The following is a 15,724-nucleotide window of genomic DNA, read 5'->3' as shown; positions in this document are numbered from 1 at the left end:
TTATTTGGCCTCCTTAATGTTCTGAACCTCTTGAGGGTATTGGATTCTTGTGTGGAATATCCCTTGCAACGTCTCACAAATGGCTGTCTGAACTATTTTCAACTCGACAAATGTCAATTGACACTCATCAAATTGCCCATCTAAAAGCCTGTCTTGGATGATTGAACTGACGATGCGCTCGATTTTTTCTGGAGTTGGCTCTTCTAATGAGCGGACCGCCGCTTCAGTCGAATCGCATATACAAACTATTGCTGCTTCTTTCGTCTGAGGTTTTGGTCCAGGATAGCGGAATTCTGATTCACGCGTTTCTTCATTGTGTTCTTTGGCCTGATGGTAAAAATATTTTAATAATGTCGTGCCATGATGCTGTTGTGCGATATCAACAATTTCTTTAGGAAGTTTGTTAGCGATCAAATCGTTAGCTCCATCATACGGGTGGCTGATGATAATCTCGGCGCTTTGTTCAGGTTCAAGATAATCATGGGGATTTTTTTGCCCCATTTGATTTTCAATGAAGTAATGAGGCCGTTTCGTTTTACCTAAGTCATGATAGTACGAAGCGACTCTGGCTAAGAGTCCGTTCGCTCCGACAGATTCACAAGCTGTTTCGCTCAAATTAGCCACCATAACACTATGATGATAAGTGCCGGGCGCTTCAGTTAAAATTTTCTTCAGCAATGGATGATTAGGGTTGGACATGGTTAGTAATTTACTATCAGAAATAAGCCTGAAGGCTGTTTCGATAAAGGGCATCAACCCTAATGTCAGAACGGCCGATAAAAATGCCGAAACAACCCCGAAGCCAGCATGCATAATCATGTCGTTCCACGCATACTTTTCAAATGATAAAAGTAAAAAGAAGGATATGATTAACACATTGACTGCCGCAACAGCGCAGCCTGCTTTCACAATAGCTAAGCGATCCTTTAAATTACGAAGAAACAGCAAAGCAGCTACCTGTGTAAAAACAAAATAAACACCGGCTTCTGCATTTAGTGTACCCGCAATTTCGCCATTGAAAATGAAACAAGCTAAAATGGCATGAATGATAGACATGGCCACAGCGATCCGTTCGTTAAATAATATTTTTAATAACATCGTGCCGGTAGCAAGCGGCACAAGATAATACAAGGATTCATCAGGTTCCATGAACAAACTTGCTACTTTCATAACAGTAACCATGAAAGCCGAGATCAAAACAACTAATAAAATCTGTTGATTGTTCACAGACAATCGGTTACTCAGGTTAGCAAGTTCAGTATAAATCAAGAGAACGATCATGATGATAAATAAAGCGAGTCCCAGTAAAGGGAGTATGTTGCGTTCATTATTCAATAATCCAGTTAAAGCCAGTTCTTCATATACTTCGTTGGTGATGGTTGCACCTTCCGACACGATAACTTCACCGGCACGAATCATGACAGGTTCAACATTGCTGACAGCTAACTTTCTTGCTTCTGAAGTTGCTTCTGCATCAAAAAAAGCATTTTCAACCAGCGCAAATTGTCCTAATTGAACCAACGACTGTTTTAACTCTGAAGGAAGACTTGAGTATTTAATTTTCGTTTCAACGTTTTGTTCGGCATCCATCAACGAGGATGTTTTAATGCCATTATTAAATTCACTATACAACGTGGTAAGCAGCAGTTCTTCCCCGATATTGCGTGCTTCTGATGCACTATTAAGTAAAGGGCGTATCGTTTCATCTTCAAGCCCTGAGGTCACTTCCTCTGAAAGGATGGTCTGAAGGCGTTGCAATCGCTCCTGACCGCTTGCCCCTCCGCCGTCTTCACCCTGATTTTGCTTCCCCTCTTCGACACTTTCTACAGCTTCAAACACTTCTTTCACATAACTGATCCGTTCTTCCGTTATTTCTGTGGAAGTCGTGTATTGATCTTCCACTGCCTGTGTGGCTTCTAGTGTTTCATGCTGGGTTTCCTTCTCGTTTTCTATCGTAATAGGAGAACGAATGGTTTCGTCGGCAGCACTGAATTTTTCTATGTCATATACAGGGGTATGTACATTGGAATGGAGGATGATAAAAAAGAGCACACCAAGCAAGAGAGGTGGCAGACCGAATTTAAGCCACTTTCTCTGATTCTGCCTCTTCACTAAATAGGCTAATCCCGAACGTTTCGTCCCCATTCCCTCCACCCCCTGCTCATATCATGGATAATACAGAAATAAGACCCTGTTTGTGAGGGTCTTATGTTGCATCACTTTCCTGGCCTTCGTAAGCATCTATAATACGCTGAACGAGTGGATGGCGTATGACATCCAATTGATCAAGATGAATGAAAGAGGCGCCTTTAACCGCCGAAAGTTGTTGTTCAGCTACTCTTAATCCTGATTTAACACCCTTGGGAAGGTCAATTTGAGTAATATCCCCCGTTACAACCATTTTAGAGCCGAACCCTAACCGCGTTAAGAACATTTTGATTTGTGCAGGTGTCGTATTCTGAGCTTCATCTAAAATGACAAACGCATCATCCAGCGTACGCCCCCTCATGTAAGCAAGAGGCGCAATTTCAATCGTGCCTCGTTCAATAAGACGTGTCGTGTGTTCTGTACCCAACACATCATGCAAAGAATCATAAAGCGGCCGGAGATACGGGTCAACTTTTTCTTTTAAATCTCCTGGCAGAAACCCCAGGCTTTCCCCTGCCTCTACCGCCGGACGTGTTAAAATAATCCGCTTGACGAGACCGTTTTTCAAAGCATTAACAGCCATCACCACAGCTAAGTAGGTTTTCCCTGTGCCTGCAGGCCCGATTCCGAATACAAGATCATTGTTCTTGATGGCAGAGACATAACTACGTTGACCCAACGTTTTGACCCGGATCGGTTTGCCTTTTGAATTCTTCGTAATTTCATCTTCAAAAAGTGCTTCAAATTGATTGATTTTACCTTTTTTGGCAAGTTCGATGGAATATACGATATCCCTTTCGGTAACGGTTAACCCTTTACGGATAATCGCAAGCACCGACATTAATATTTCTTCGACTAACTTCACCCGGTCAGGCGACCCAGATACACTGACGTGTTCACCACGCGAAATAATCGTCACCTGCAGTTGTTCTTCAATCTGCTTCAGGTTACGGTCCTCAGTACCAAATAAGGATAGAGCTTCTGTAGGGTTATCTAATTGTATATCAATGGTATGCAAGTCTTCTGTCATTCTCAAACTCCTTAAGATACATTCTTAATGCTCGCTATGTTTTCATTTACTTTTAATAAAAGGATTAATTTTACTTTACCACTCTCCTCACGCTGGTGCAAAATATTTTCACCTACTATTTTCGACTCTGCGGGAAGTTGGTCCATCAAATCGTGTTTCGCTTGTTCGACACCGGCTTGAACAGCTTCTTCTTTGCTCCTTGATTCTTCTTTCTTTTCTATATGATAATGCTTGGTTGCCTTCCATTTGATTGGGACCTCCCAGGAGAATATTTTAAATGTCTTTTCATTGGTCTCCACGCGTTTGTAACGTGGCTCCACTTTCCCGAACCCCCACACCGGTAGCTCAACATCATTCCATTTAAGAAAATATTTCCGTTTAGTATCCCCCGTCGTAATGTGAACATCTTTTGTAAGGGGCACTGATATTTCCGCCCGGTACCACGTTTCTGCGATAACATCTCCTTCGGCTCTAATGAACGTATCACTGTCTTCGGTTAATTTACCTGAAGCGAGAATATCCCCTTTTCTCACAAAGTCATTGACACCTACCAGTGGCCGCCCTTCACTAATGAACATTTTTACAATAACGCCTTGTTTCTTTGCGACAACGTTGGAAGGATGATTGTCTATATCTTTCTCAGCTAGCGTCTTTTCTACGCCATGCAAATTAAAACTTGTCCCTTTTTTCTCCACGCCTATCCATAGCAGATCGGGAATCTCTTCTAATAAGTGACGCTGGATGTCATTCGGATTGCTTCCCGAAAACACGAAGCGACCCGTGCTAATCCCTGCTTTGTTTAATTCTTTTTCTACCTGAGCTTCAAGTTCGGGAGTCAATCCCTGGATTTGGATGGACCATATCATATTTGAGAGTAAGTAAATGCATGTACAAAAGATCAACACAGCAAACCATAATGGCTTACGGTTCATAAATTGCTGCCACACAAACGGAAATCCATCTTTGTTCTTCACATACAACTTACACCGCGTTGTTTTCCTGAAGGCACGGCAATGTCGCAAATCCTTTGAATAGATCGTGAGTGTTATCTCATGTTCGTTCTTCCATCTCACCCCCCACACTCTGACACCATGCTTGCTGCATGCGTTCAAAAACGATTCCGGATAAGCCCCTTTAACCTTGAGCACAATAGTCCCTTGCAAAAATCTCCCTTGCAACAGATTCATGAGTTCCTCCTTACTGTTCGATTTCTATGAACTCGATGGATTTGACGACACCTTCCACAAGCAGTTCTTCTGAGAGCATGAGCTTCAAAACAAATTGAGCGCCTTTAATACAAATTTGGCCGTTTCGATATTTTAAACGGATCTCTTCCTGAGAAAACTTCAACAGTCCGTTATGGTTCTCTATGTAAACATGAAGGGAGCCGATCGTTGTAATTCTCGGTAAATCAAGCAGAACGTCAGCCGGCAAATCAAAATAACTGCTTAAAAATTGACGTAATTTCTTTTGCCATCTGTTCATTCAGCCATCCCCCCTATCTTATATATACGAAAAACGCGCGAATTGTATCACAACAATTCGCGCGTTTATTCAAGAAGCTTATCTTTTTTGTTGTTCGTACGTTCTATGACGGCGATAAGCACGTGGAGGGCCTAATATTTCTGCCATAATCATACCCTCAGCGAGTTTCTTTTTGGAGAAATACCCTTTATTAATTGAAATATTGGGAAGATCATCGGTATTCTCTTCGGACACGTATACTTGCAAATCCTGATTTTCTGGTAAAGCATCATGTTTTCCTTGATAAGAGGCTTCTCTTGTTGAGCCCGCTTCTTTGGATAAATCGTTCAGACGCTCTTGCTTATGATCATAATATTGTTTCACCCGATCATCTTCTCTGGCACCCTCTTCCTTATATTCATGAGCAGGAGGCTGGGGAGAAACCGGGCGCGTTTGCTCACCCGATTTTCTTTTGGTCTCGTCATCTTGAGCTTGTTTTCCTCCCATCCCCTTCATCCAACTCAGAATACCACCGATGATCGCGGCTACGATTAAAAAATTTCCGAAAAGAAGCTCTAAAATGTCACTCATCTGTTCGGCTCCTTTCATTCAATCAAAGAAACAAATTACTTTTCTTCTTCTCCTTGATCGTCACCGCTCATTTTGCCTAGCGTATCACGCATATCGGTATCAGCATTGATGTTTTTATAGTTCATATAATCCATGACACCCATTTTTCCTGAACGCAATGCTTCAGCAAGAGCTTGTGGTACTTCGGCTTCAGCTTCAACAACTTTAGCCTGCATCTCTTGTACTCTTGCGCGCATTTCTTGCTCTTGAGCGATGGCCATAGCTCTACGTTCTTCAGCTTTAGCCTGGGCAATGTTTTTATCTGCTTCAGCTTGATCGGTTTGCAGGATGGCCCCAATGTTTTTACCGATGTCGATATCAGCAATATCTATGGATAAGATTTCAAAAGCCGTTCCGGCATCAAGACCTTTAGATAACACATTCTGGGAAATCCGATCAGGGTTTTCCAACACTTTATTGTGGTTCTCGCTAGAGCCGATCGTCGAAACAATGCCTTCCCCGACACGAGCGATGACAGTGTCTTCACCTGCCCCTCCAACGAGACGGTCAATGTTAGCTCGAACCGTTATCCTTGCTTTAGCCTTCACTTCAATTCCATCCATCGCAACACCTGCGATAAATGGTGTTTCAATAACTTTCGGATTCACACTCATTTGTACAGCTTCTAACACGTCACGACCGGCTAAATCGATGGCTGCACAACGTTCAAAGCTTAATTCAATATTTGCACGCTGAGCCGCAATCAAAGCGTTTACGACTCTATCCACATTACCTCCAGCAAGGTAATGGCTCTCAAGTTGATTCGTGTCTACATCCACCCCTGCTTTATGCGCTTTAATCAGCGGGTTGATGACTCTTGATGGGATAACGCGTCTCAAACGCATCCCGATGAGTGTCAGAATACTGATTCTAACGCCTGCGGCGAGCGCGCTGATCCATAACATTACGGGTATAAATGTAAATAGAACGGCAATGACGATAATGATGAGCCCCACTATAATGAGCGGGGTAAGTTCTTGAATGGTCATAGATTTTCCTCCTACTTTTAATCTTGTGAAATTTCTCTCACTACAATGCGTGACCCTTCCGATTTAATGATTCTGACCGGCTTACCAGTACTTACAAAACCACCTTCTGTCACCACGTCCAGCCTCTCTTCTCCAAACACTGCTGTACCTGCCGGACGAAGCGGTGTAACTGTCGTCCCTTCTCTTCCTATAAGCTCCAAGCGATTGACTGAAGATACATATCCTTTATCGGAAGAAGTCGAGTCATTTAAAATGACATGACGGAAGAAACCGCGTTCGAACCCTAATGTTTTAAATAATATGACTGAGGCGATAATCGACACGAGTAACGCGATACCAATACTCATCGCCATATGCCCCATATCTGCTGATGAAAGCATAAGTGACGTGACAATAGCGACAACACCTGCGATGCCTGTGATCCCGCCAGGCAGGAAAAACTCTGCGACTACCAAACCTATCCCTAACACCAGGAGTACGATGGCTTCATACCCAGCTAAACCAGCTACAATATGTCCATAGAAAAAGAGGATAAGGGATAGGACTCCCATAATTCCGGGAATGCCAAAACCAGGTGAGTATAATTCCACAATGATGCCTAAGCTGGCTACTGAGAGCAGGATAGGAACAACGACAGGATCCGTCAATAAACGAGCGATATTTTCAGCAGGGGTCGGCTCGATTTCGACTATTTCCGCATCAGATAACGACAGTTCATGTAACAATTCGGTACGATCGTCGACAATTCCTTCCGTGTAGCCTACTTCTTCTGCATCATTTGGTCCTAAAGTGAGAAAGCTGCCCTCAGGAGCCCCAACTTCCGGCAGATCGACACTCTTATCAGCCATCGCCCTTGCATAGAGCGGATCGCGATCAGCTGTTTCAGCTGCGGCTTCCATTGCAGCAATCCAAGCAGATTGAGCTTTCTGATCAGCAGCAGTGCCGTCAGAATTAATGACACCGGAGGCACCCATTGTCGCTTGCGGCTTCATATAAATTTGATCAGCATTAAGCGCTATGTACGAGCCTGCCGAATAAGCCTGGCTTGTTACAAACGCGGTATTCGGAATCTCAAGGTCTTGAAACAATTCACCGATAGATCCAGCAGCATCTACTCTGCCGCCGGGTGTATCAATTTCAAAAATGATATGGTCTACTCCGTTTTCTTGAGCCTCGCTCACAGACCGCTTTAAAAACGCTTCCATACCCCGTTCTACGTTATTCTGTACAGGTACAACATAAACCAGCTTGCCTTCTCCTTCTGCCTTTACTTGGGGAGATTGAGCAAATAAAGGGACGAGGAAGCCAACTAAAATAACCAAAGCAAACAAGCGGTAAATTCCTTTCATGACGACACCTCCTCTCTAGGATGACTTAGGGTGATAGTATTTATACGATATGTATGATACAAACGTTTCAAAAAGTTTAAATGAATTTTCTCCCGTTCTCTCACAAATTAATGCAACCCTTCATTTCTCTAAACAGAAGTGAGATTAAAAAAGTCTCCCTTTCGTTACATGAAGGGAGACTCTTGATTTTAAGATAAGTTCTTAAGGACGAGCTTGTTCACTTGGGAGCCATCTGCTTTGCCTTTAACTTTAGGCATAATCGCACTCATGACTTTTCCCATATCCTGTTTTGAGGTAGCTCCGACCTCTGAAATGGTTTCTTGTACAATTTGTTCCAGCTTATCTTCAGATAGCTGTTCCGGCATATAAGCTTGTAATATATCAATTTCTCGATATAGTTGTTCTACAAGATCGTCGCGTCCAGCTTCTTTAAATTCATGGAGGGAATCTTTTCTCTGCTTAACCTCACGGGCTAATACAGTCAATTCTTCTTCTTCTGATAAACTGTCCTGACCAAGCTTGATGGCTTCATTTTGCAAAGAAGCCTTTGCCATGCGGATGACCCAAAGTTTTTCCTTTTCTTTGTTTTTCATCGCGGCTTTCATATCTTGGTTTAGACGTTCTGCCATTGACATGTTTGCTACACCCTCTTTAAATTATCGACGCTTTCTAGCGGCCTCAGATTTTTTCTTGCGGCGAACGCTAGGCTTTTCATAAAATTCACGCTTACGATATTCAGATAGTGTACCGCTTTTAGAAACGCCTTTCTTGAAGCGACGAAGAGCATCTTCAAGAGACTCATTTTTACGAACGCGAGTAGTATTTGAATTTGCCAATTTATTTCCCTCCCTCCGAAGCATAAACCTAATCTTTAATGCATGTAAAGGTTTCATACACGCCTCTGCTAATTATATTATAACCGTTATTTTCGGTCAACTTTTTTTATGAGTTCGATAAAGCGTTCAGCAAACAAAGGGATCAGTAATCAGAGTGCCCTTGTTCCCCTTTTAAGATAGCGACACCAGCACTAGCCCCAATCCGTGTGGCTCCGGCATCAACTACCGCTTGTGCTCCTTCGAAATCCCGCACGCCGCCTGATGCTTTAACACCTATGTTCGGCCCGACGGTTTTCCGCATCAAGCTGATATCCTCTACTGTTGCACCGCCTCCGGAAAAACCGGTCGATGTCTTTACGAAGCCAGCTCCGGCAAGCTTGGCCAATTCGCATGCTTTCACTTTCTCCTCTTCCTCAAGTAGAGATGTTTCAATAATCACTTTAACGAGAGCCTTATTCTCAGCTTCTCTTACGACGGCTTCGATATCTGCCTTAACGTAATCGTGGTTGCCGCTTTTCAATTCTCCCACATTGATGACCATATCAATTTCATCAGCACCATTTTCAATCGCCTGACGCGTTTCGAATGCTTTAGTTTCCGTTGTTGTCGCTCCTAACGGAAAGCCAATGACGGTGCATACTTTGACATCCGAATCCTTGAGCAATTCTTGACAATAGGTCACCCAGTGGGGGTTGATACAAACAGATGCGAAATGATGATCTTTCGCTTCCTGACAAATCTGTTCGATCTTTTCCTTACTTGTCTCCGGTTTAAGTTGTGTGTGGTCGATCATCTTAGCTAATGATTGAGACATGTTTGGCAACTTCCTTTCAAGTGTTAGTTGTACGTACATCTATTGTATCATAGCACGCGTTAAAGAATAAGGCGATAGAAAAGTCACGAGCGAAACAATGTACGAGGACCATTGGGATACATGTGCAAACTTTACATAGCCGTGGATCGCGAACTTAACTCCGGATGATCCATTACACGCACAAATTCCCCTTCGTTATACGGGTAACCTGCCTCAGTTATTTTCACGCGTACGATTTGTCCAATCAAATCTTCCGAACCTTTAATCCTCACCTTCAGGTAGTTATCGGTATACCCGACGAGGACATTGTCCTTTTCCTGTGCACTTTCTTCCGGAATAATCTCGAGCACTTCTCCTTCATAACGGGAAGCATAATGTTTCGCCTGTTGATCAGACAACTCAATTAAACGATGAACCCGGTCATGTTTAACCTCTGGATCGACTTGGTCATCCATGCGAGCAGCGGGCGTTCCTGTCCGCTTGGAAAATGGAAAGACATGCAACTCCGAATAACCAACTTCGCAGACAAACTCGTACGTTTCCATAAATTCTGCTTCCGTTTCACCCGGGAAGCCGACAATAACATCAGATGTGATCGCAAGCCCTGGCAAGGCTTCTTTGATGCGGTCAATCCGTTCCTTATAAAAGGCTGTCGTATATTTACGGCGCATCCGTTTCAACACCGTGTCCGAACCAGACTGTAGTGGAATATGAAGGTGACGGACGATTTTATCAGAGTCATGAAGCACCTGAATAACCTCGTCGGTGATTTGACTCGCTTCAATCGAAGAAATTCGAACCCGTTTCAGGCCCTTCACCCGATTATCCAACTCGCGGAGAAGCATAGCCAGATTATAATCTTTCATGTCTTCCCCATAACCACCTGTGTGGATTCCGGTCAAGACGATTTCTTTATAGCCTGCATCGACCAATTGCTGCGCTTGATCAATCACGTCTTCCGGATCTCTTGATCTCATCAATCCGCGCGCCCACGGAATGATGCAGAAGGTACAAAAATTATTGCACCCTTCTTGTATTTTCAAAGAAGCGCGGGTGCGGTCAGTAAACGAAGGCACGTCCATCTCTTCGAACACACGATTTTTCATAATATTCGTTACGCCATTGATGGGTTTGCGTTCTGTTTTGTACTGCTCGATATAATCCAACATTTTGATTCTATCCTGGGTTCCAACTACGATGTCGACACCCGGAATCTCCATAATCTCCCCAGGAGATGTTTGGGCGTAACATCCGGTCACACAAATAACGGCATCAGGATTACGACGGATAGCCCGGCGGATGACCTGTCTGCTTTTTTTATCTCCTGTATTGGTTACCGTGCACGTATTCACCACATAAACGTCTGATGGTCTTTCGAATTCCACGCGTTCATAACCGTTTTGGCTGAACATGTTCCAAATTGCTTCCGTTTCGTAATGATTCACTTTACATCCTAATGTATGAAATGCCACTGTTGGCATTGACGTCACCTCAATTCTTCGTAATGGTAAGAAACACAAGAAAGGAAATATAAAGGAGCTGTTTCCGTCCTAAGGATTCTCCGACCCAGTCTCACCGATTGAAACCCGTGCTGAGTCATCTTTTCAACTTCGCGTTCTGAAAAACCGCCTTCCGGTCCGATTACCACCATCATACTTTCCCCTGCTTGGGTCTCTTTAAAGACCGCTGATAAAGCATGATGTTGCTTAGCTCTGACCTCATCCTCGTAGGCAAACACTTTTTTATCAAAATGCTCTGCGCTAGCCAAGACGTTCTGTAAGGTATACAAGCCTTCAACTTCTGGCATTTTCGTACGCCCTGATTGTTCGCCTGCTTCTTTTGCAATCTTTCGTAAACGCTCCACTTTTTTTGCCGCTTTTTTTTCATCCCATTTTGCAATGGAACGATCAGCTTGGAAAGGGATAAATCCATCGGCACCTAATTCCGTTCCTTTTTGTACAACCATGTCCAGTTTATCATGTTTCCCCAGCGCTTGAACAACCGTAACCTGAATAGGTAACTCACTCTGCCATTCCTGCCATTCAACGATCTGACAATCCACTCTGTCCTGTTGAATCTCGGTTATTTTGCATAAAGCAGCTTTTCCGTCGGGATGAATGCACGTCACAACATCGCCTGGCGACATGCGCATCACGCGGGAAATATGATGTGTATCTTCTCCTGTAATATGCACAGACTCACTATTCCATTGGTCAGAAGCTACAAAATATGTTTGCACAGAAACACCCTCTTATGGCTTTCTCGCAATAATGGAGATCCAATCCTCCATTTTATTTGTTTCAATTATTTCGAACCCGACAGATATAAGGTTTTGTTTCACCAATTCTTTCTTTCCTTCAATAATCCCAGCTGTGACAAACAACCCACCCTGATTAAGCAGTTTAAACGCTTGATCGGTGAATTTCACAATCACCTCAGCGAGAATGTTAGAGACGATTAAATCTGCCTGGACATCCACCCCATCTAATAAATCATTTTGACGGGATAGGACTTGCTGCTCAACTTGATTCAATTCAGCATTTATTGAGGTACTTTTAACCGCGACATCATCTAAATCATAGGCATAAACATAATCTGCCCCCAAAAGGACTGAGGCGACACTGAGAACGCCTGATCCAGCCCCCACATCTATGACCGTGGAATGCGGCTGAATAAATCGTTCAAGGGCCTGAATGCTCAAAACCGTGGTCGGGTGAGTGCCCGTACCAAAAGCCATCCCTGGATCCATTTCAATGATCAGTTCATCACTAGAAACCGGGGTATACGATTCCCATGTCGGAATAATTGTAATTCTGTCAGAAATCTTCACTGGTTTATAATATTGTTTCCAAGCTGTGGCCCAATCTTCTTCCTCTATTTCATTGATGGTTACCTCATTTTGCCCAATATCAATATTGAATGCAGTCAAATTAGTGACAGATTGCTTAATTTCCTGAACCGTTTCATTCAAGAAACTGTTCATCGGTATATAGGCTTTAACATAGACACCTTCATCAGGATAATCGTCCGGGTTTAGTTCGTAGACTTCCCCAAAAAACGATTCGCGTTCTTTAAGCATATCCTGAGGATCCTCAATGACAACGCCGCTTGCTCCTGATTCATGCAAAATATTGGATATAGGTTCTACTGCCTCATTCGTGGTATGTATACAAACCTCTGACCATTTCATATCAGCTGACCACTCACTTTGTATAAAATTTTTACTGCTTGTTTCTCGCTCACTTTAGATCAACACGTTGATCGTGCATACATGTTATAAAAAGACGGCCCTTCATCATACAAAACGCAACATACACGGTCTTCGTATAACAGGGCCGTCCTCAACTCCAGTTCACTATTCGCCTTTAAAAGCACGTTTCATTTTTTTAAAGAAAGTACCATGCTGCTCTTCGGTAGGCTGATTACCACTTATTTCATTAAACTCCCGTAATAGTTCTCGCTGACGGTCAGTCAGTTTTTGAGGCGTCACCACGCGAATTTTCACATGCTGATCGCCTTGGCCGCGACCATGAACATTCGGCGCGCCTTTATCTTTCAACCTGAATGTCTTGCCATTTTGCGTACCTTCAGGGATTTTAAGTTTTACGGTGCCATGAACAGTAGGAACTTCAATTTCATCGCCCAAAGCTGCTTGCGTAAAAGTCAGAGGCATTTCACAAAAGATATGGTCCCCTTCACGCTGGTAAAATTCATGTGGTTTCACCTGAATTACAACATAAAGGTCGCCTGCTGGGCCGCCATTCACTCCGGCCTCACCCTGACCTGGAATCCGAATTTGCTGGCCTTCATCAATGCCTGCTGGAATACTGACATGAATTTCTTTGCGTGTTGTGACTCGACCATCACCGCCACACGTATTACATTTGTCTTTAACGATCTGGCCGGAGCCTTGACAATGGTGACACACGCGACGGTTGACAACGCGGCCAAATGGGGTATTTTGTTCCTGATTGATTTGACCCGCGCCCTCACAATGTGGACATGTTTCAGGTGATGTTCCAGGTTTTGCACCAGAACCATCACATGTATCACATTCTTCTTCTTTCGGAATTTCAACATCGGTTTCTTTACCAAAAATTGAATCCTCGAAATTCAATGTCATTTTATATTGCAGGTCTGCCCCTCTGCGTGGAGCATTCGGGTCACGGCTACGTCCACCGCCACCAAAAAACATATCGAATATATCGCCAAAGCCACCGAAATCCTGGCCGCCACCAAAACCGCCGAATCCTTGCCCCATATTAGGGCCTTCATGACCAAATTGGTCATATTGGCTACGTTTTTGTTGGTCGCTCAATGTCTCGTAGGCTTCCTTGGCTTCCTTAAATTTTTCAGCTGCATCTTCTTCTTCACTTACATCAGGGTGATATTGACGAGCCAATTTTCGATAGGCTTTTTTGATCTCATCTTTGGAAGCGTCTTTTGAAACTCCGAGCACTTCATAGTAGTCTCGCTTACTCACTTGTCGATCACTCTCCCGGCACTATTACATAAAATTAATCTTAACATTCCCATGCTTCCACGGGCAACTTTCGTAAGCCCATGACGTTAAAAAGTCAAAGCCAAGAGGCCCTGACTTTGACTTTTCAACTTAAACATAGGAGTTATTTCTTTTCATCATCGTTAACTTCTTCATAATCGGCGTCAACGACATCTTCTTCAGAGCCTTGTTGGCCTTCAGCACCTTGAGCTTCTTCAGCTTGTTGCTGTGCTTGCTCATAGAGCTTGACAGACAATTGCTGAACTTGTTCTTGTAGCGCATCTTTTTTCTCTCTGATTTGCTCTTGGTCTTCGCCTTCGAGTGCAGTTTGGAGTTCCTCTTTTGCAGTTTCAGCCTGCTGCTTTTCTTCTTCACTTACTTGTTCGCCTAGATCTTTGATGGTTTTGTCGGTTGTGAAGATGATTTGATCGGCTTCATTGCGAAGTTCGATTTCTTCACGGCGCTGCTTATCAGCTTCCGCATTTTCTTCTGCATCTTTAACCATTTGTTCTACTTCATCATCAGAAAGACCGGAAGAAGATTTAATTGTAATGGACTGTTCTTTATTAGTTCCCATATCTTTTGCACGCACGTTTACGATACCGTTCGCATCAATATCAAAGCTTACTTCGATTTGTGGAACACCACGCGGAGCTGGTGGGATATCAGTCAACTGGAAGCGTCCTAATGTTTTATTGTCTTGAGCCATCTCACGTTCACCTTGCAACACATGGATATCCACGGCTGTTTGGTTGTCCGCTGCTGTTGAGAAGACTTGAGAATGACTTGTAGGAATTGTCGTATTACGTTCAATAAGCTTTGTTGTCACGCCGCCCATGGTTTCGATACCTAGGGATAGCGGCGTTACGTCAAGCAATACAACATCTTTGACGTCACCTTGCAGAACGCCACCCTGGATGGAAGCACCTAGCGCTACAACCTCATCAGGGTTGACGCCTTTAGAAGGATCTTTTCCGATAACTTTTTGAATCGCATCTTGAACAGCAGGAATCCGTGTAGAACCACCTACTAATAGAACGCGATCAATGTCACCTGAACTAAAGCCGGCATCTTTTAATGCTTGACGAGTCGGCTTCATGCTGCGCTCAACCAAGTCAGAAGCAAGTTCTTCAAACTTAGCACGTGTAAGGTTCATTTCTAAGTGAAGCGGACCTGCTTCGCCTGCTGTGATAAACGGCAGGGAAATTTGTGTTTGAGCTACACCTGATAGATCTTTCTTCGCTTTTTCTGCTGCATCTTTAAGACGTTGCAAAGCCATTTTATCTTGTGATAAATCAATGCCGTGTTCTTTTCTGAATTCAGCAACCATATGATCGATAATCACTTGGTCGAAGTCGTCCCCGCCTAGACGGTTGTCACCGGCTGTAGCCACAACTTCAAAAGTGCCTTCGCCGATATCCAGGATCGATACGTCAAACGTACCTCCACCCAAGTCATATACAAGAATCGTTTGATCTTGATCTTCTTTATCAATACCATAAGCAAGTGCCGCTGCTGTCGGTTCGTTAATAATACGTTCTACTTCCAGACCAGCGATTTTGCCTGCATCTTTTGTTGCTTGACGTTCAGCATCATTAAAGTAAGCTGGAACAGTGATGACAGCTTTATCCACTGTTTCACCAAGATAATCTTCTGCATAGCCTTTGATATATTGAAGGATGATCGCAGAAATCTCCTGTGGCGTATATTCTTTTCCTTCAACATCTACTTTATGGTCCGTACCCATATAACGTTTAATTGAAAGAATGGTATTAGGGTTAGTGATGGCTTGTCGCTTAGCTACTTCCCCTACCTGGCGTTCGCCATTTTTAAATGCAACAGCAGATGGTGTTGTCCGGTTACCTTCAGGGTTCGGGATAACCTTTGATTCGCCACCTTCCATTACTGCTACACAAGAGTTTGTTGTTCCTAAGTCAATACCTATGATTTTACCCATGATTGG

At 43.5% G+C, this 15,724-nt stretch carries 15 protein-coding genes; all 15 read right to left on the bottom strand.

What is annotated here, in order from left to right:
• Positions 1 to 2,145, bottom strand: coding sequence for an HD family phosphohydrolase (locus HOP45_RS17225; RefSeq protein ID WP_181350623.1), 2,145 nt, complete (start codon positions 2,143 to 2,145; stop codon positions 1 to 3).
• 61 nt (positions 2,146 to 2,206) lie between these two features.
• Positions 2,207 to 3,178, bottom strand: a complete 972-nt coding sequence (locus tag HOP45_RS17220; protein ID WP_181350622.1) for a PhoH family protein — start codon at positions 3,176 to 3,178, stop codon at positions 2,207 to 2,209.
• A gap of 11 nt (positions 3,179 to 3,189) precedes the next feature.
• A complete protein-coding gene (yqfD, locus tag HOP45_RS17215; protein WP_181350621.1) occupies positions 3,190 to 4,365 on the bottom strand; it encodes a sporulation protein YqfD in 1,176 nt (391 codons plus the stop codon).
• 10 nt (positions 4,366 to 4,375) lie between these two features.
• A complete protein-coding gene (yqfC, locus tag HOP45_RS17210) occupies positions 4,376 to 4,663 on the bottom strand; it encodes a sporulation protein YqfC (RefSeq protein WP_181350620.1) in 288 nt (95 codons plus the stop codon).
• Positions 4,664 to 4,741: 78 nt separating this feature from the next.
• The gene (locus HOP45_RS17205) at positions 4,742 to 5,233 is read right to left on the bottom strand and encodes a hypothetical protein (RefSeq protein WP_181350619.1); all 492 of its coding nucleotides are present in this window, start codon (positions 5,231 to 5,233) and stop codon (positions 4,742 to 4,744) included.
• A gap of 35 nt (positions 5,234 to 5,268) precedes the next feature.
• Positions 5,269 to 6,261: a flotillin-like protein FloA gene (gene floA / locus HOP45_RS17200; RefSeq protein ID WP_181350618.1), complete on the bottom strand. Its 993-nt coding sequence runs from the start codon at positions 6,259 to 6,261 to the stop codon at positions 5,269 to 5,271.
• A 17-nt stretch (positions 6,262 to 6,278) separates the two neighbouring features.
• Positions 6,279 to 7,610 carry an NfeD family protein gene (locus HOP45_RS17195; RefSeq protein WP_181350617.1) on the bottom strand — a complete coding sequence of 444 codons (1,332 nt, stop codon included), beginning with the start codon at positions 7,608 to 7,610 and terminating at the stop codon, positions 6,279 to 6,281.
• 188 nt (positions 7,611 to 7,798) lie between these two features.
• Positions 7,799 to 8,245, bottom strand: a complete 447-nt coding sequence (locus tag HOP45_RS17190) for a GatB/YqeY domain-containing protein (protein ID WP_181350616.1) — start codon at positions 8,243 to 8,245, stop codon at positions 7,799 to 7,801.
• A 21-nt stretch (positions 8,246 to 8,266) separates the two neighbouring features.
• Entirely contained in the window at positions 8,267 to 8,446 is a 180-nt protein-coding gene (rpsU, locus tag HOP45_RS17185; RefSeq protein ID WP_255437734.1) for a 30S ribosomal protein S21, read from the bottom strand.
• A 142-nt stretch (positions 8,447 to 8,588) separates the two neighbouring features.
• Positions 8,589 to 9,260 carry a deoxyribose-phosphate aldolase gene (gene deoC / locus HOP45_RS17180; protein ID WP_181350615.1) on the bottom strand — a complete coding sequence of 224 codons (672 nt, stop codon included), beginning with the start codon at positions 9,258 to 9,260 and terminating at the stop codon, positions 8,589 to 8,591.
• A 131-nt stretch (positions 9,261 to 9,391) separates the two neighbouring features.
• Positions 9,392 to 10,741 carry a tRNA (N(6)-L-threonylcarbamoyladenosine(37)-C(2))-methylthiotransferase MtaB gene (gene mtaB, locus HOP45_RS17175; RefSeq protein WP_181350614.1) on the bottom strand — a complete coding sequence of 450 codons (1,350 nt, stop codon included), beginning with the start codon at positions 10,739 to 10,741 and terminating at the stop codon, positions 9,392 to 9,394.
• A 5-nt stretch (positions 10,742 to 10,746) separates the two neighbouring features.
• A complete protein-coding gene (locus HOP45_RS17170) occupies positions 10,747 to 11,499 on the bottom strand; it encodes a 16S rRNA (uracil(1498)-N(3))-methyltransferase (RefSeq protein ID WP_181350613.1) in 753 nt (250 codons plus the stop codon).
• A gap of 12 nt (positions 11,500 to 11,511) precedes the next feature.
• The gene (gene prmA / locus HOP45_RS17165; protein ID WP_181350612.1) at positions 11,512 to 12,450 is read right to left on the bottom strand and encodes a 50S ribosomal protein L11 methyltransferase; all 939 of its coding nucleotides are present in this window, start codon (positions 12,448 to 12,450) and stop codon (positions 11,512 to 11,514) included.
• 165 nt (positions 12,451 to 12,615) lie between these two features.
• On the bottom strand, positions 12,616 to 13,743 hold the full coding sequence (gene dnaJ, locus HOP45_RS17160) for a molecular chaperone DnaJ (protein ID WP_181350611.1): 1,128 nt from the start codon (positions 13,741 to 13,743) through the stop codon (positions 12,616 to 12,618).
• A 142-nt stretch (positions 13,744 to 13,885) separates the two neighbouring features.
• A complete protein-coding gene (gene dnaK, locus HOP45_RS17155) occupies positions 13,886 to 15,718 on the bottom strand; it encodes a molecular chaperone DnaK (RefSeq protein ID WP_181350610.1) in 1,833 nt (610 codons plus the stop codon).
• Between the last annotated feature and the right edge of the window lie 6 nt (positions 15,719 to 15,724).

The organism is Thalassobacillus sp. CUG 92003 (assembly GCF_013618635.1).
In the GTDB taxonomy this organism is placed as follows: Bacteria; Bacillota; Bacilli; order Bacillales; family Halobacillaceae; genus CUG-92003.
Note: the sequence above shows the minus strand (reverse complement) of the source record. Positions and strands in the feature narration are given on the sequence as shown.

Coding starts and splice junctions, on each gene's coding strand:
- HOP45_RS17225 (WP_181350623.1), bottom strand. CDS start 2,145: ATGGGGACGAAACGTTCGGGATTAGCCTATTTAGTGAAGAGGCAGAAT.
- HOP45_RS17220 (WP_181350622.1), bottom strand. CDS start 3,178: ATGACAGAAGACTTGCATACCATTGATATACAATTAGATAACCCTACA.
- yqfD (WP_181350621.1), bottom strand. CDS start 4,365: ATGAATCTGTTGCAAGGGAGATTTTTGCAAGGGACTATTGTGCTCAAG.
- yqfC (WP_181350620.1), bottom strand. CDS start 4,663: ATGAACAGATGGCAAAAGAAATTACGTCAATTTTTAAGCAGTTATTTT.
- HOP45_RS17205 (WP_181350619.1), bottom strand. CDS start 5,233: ATGAGTGACATTTTAGAGCTTCTTTTCGGAAATTTTTTAATCGTAGCC.
- floA (WP_181350618.1), bottom strand. CDS start 6,261: ATGACCATTCAAGAACTTACCCCGCTCATTATAGTGGGGCTCATCATT.
- HOP45_RS17195 (WP_181350617.1), bottom strand. CDS start 7,610: ATGAAAGGAATTTACCGCTTGTTTGCTTTGGTTATTTTAGTTGGCTTC.
- HOP45_RS17190 (WP_181350616.1), bottom strand. CDS start 8,245: ATGTCAATGGCAGAACGTCTAAACCAAGATATGAAAGCCGCGATGAAA.
- deoC (WP_181350615.1), bottom strand. CDS start 9,260: ATGTCTCAATCATTAGCTAAGATGATCGACCACACACAACTTAAACCG.
- mtaB (WP_181350614.1), bottom strand. CDS start 10,741: ATGCCAACAGTGGCATTTCATACATTAGGATGTAAAGTGAATCATTAC.
- prmA (WP_181350612.1), bottom strand. CDS start 12,450: ATGAAATGGTCAGAGGTTTGTATACATACCACGAATGAGGCAGTAGAA.
- dnaK (WP_181350610.1), bottom strand. CDS start 15,718: ATGGGTAAAATCATAGGTATTGACTTAGGAACAACAAACTCTTGTGTA.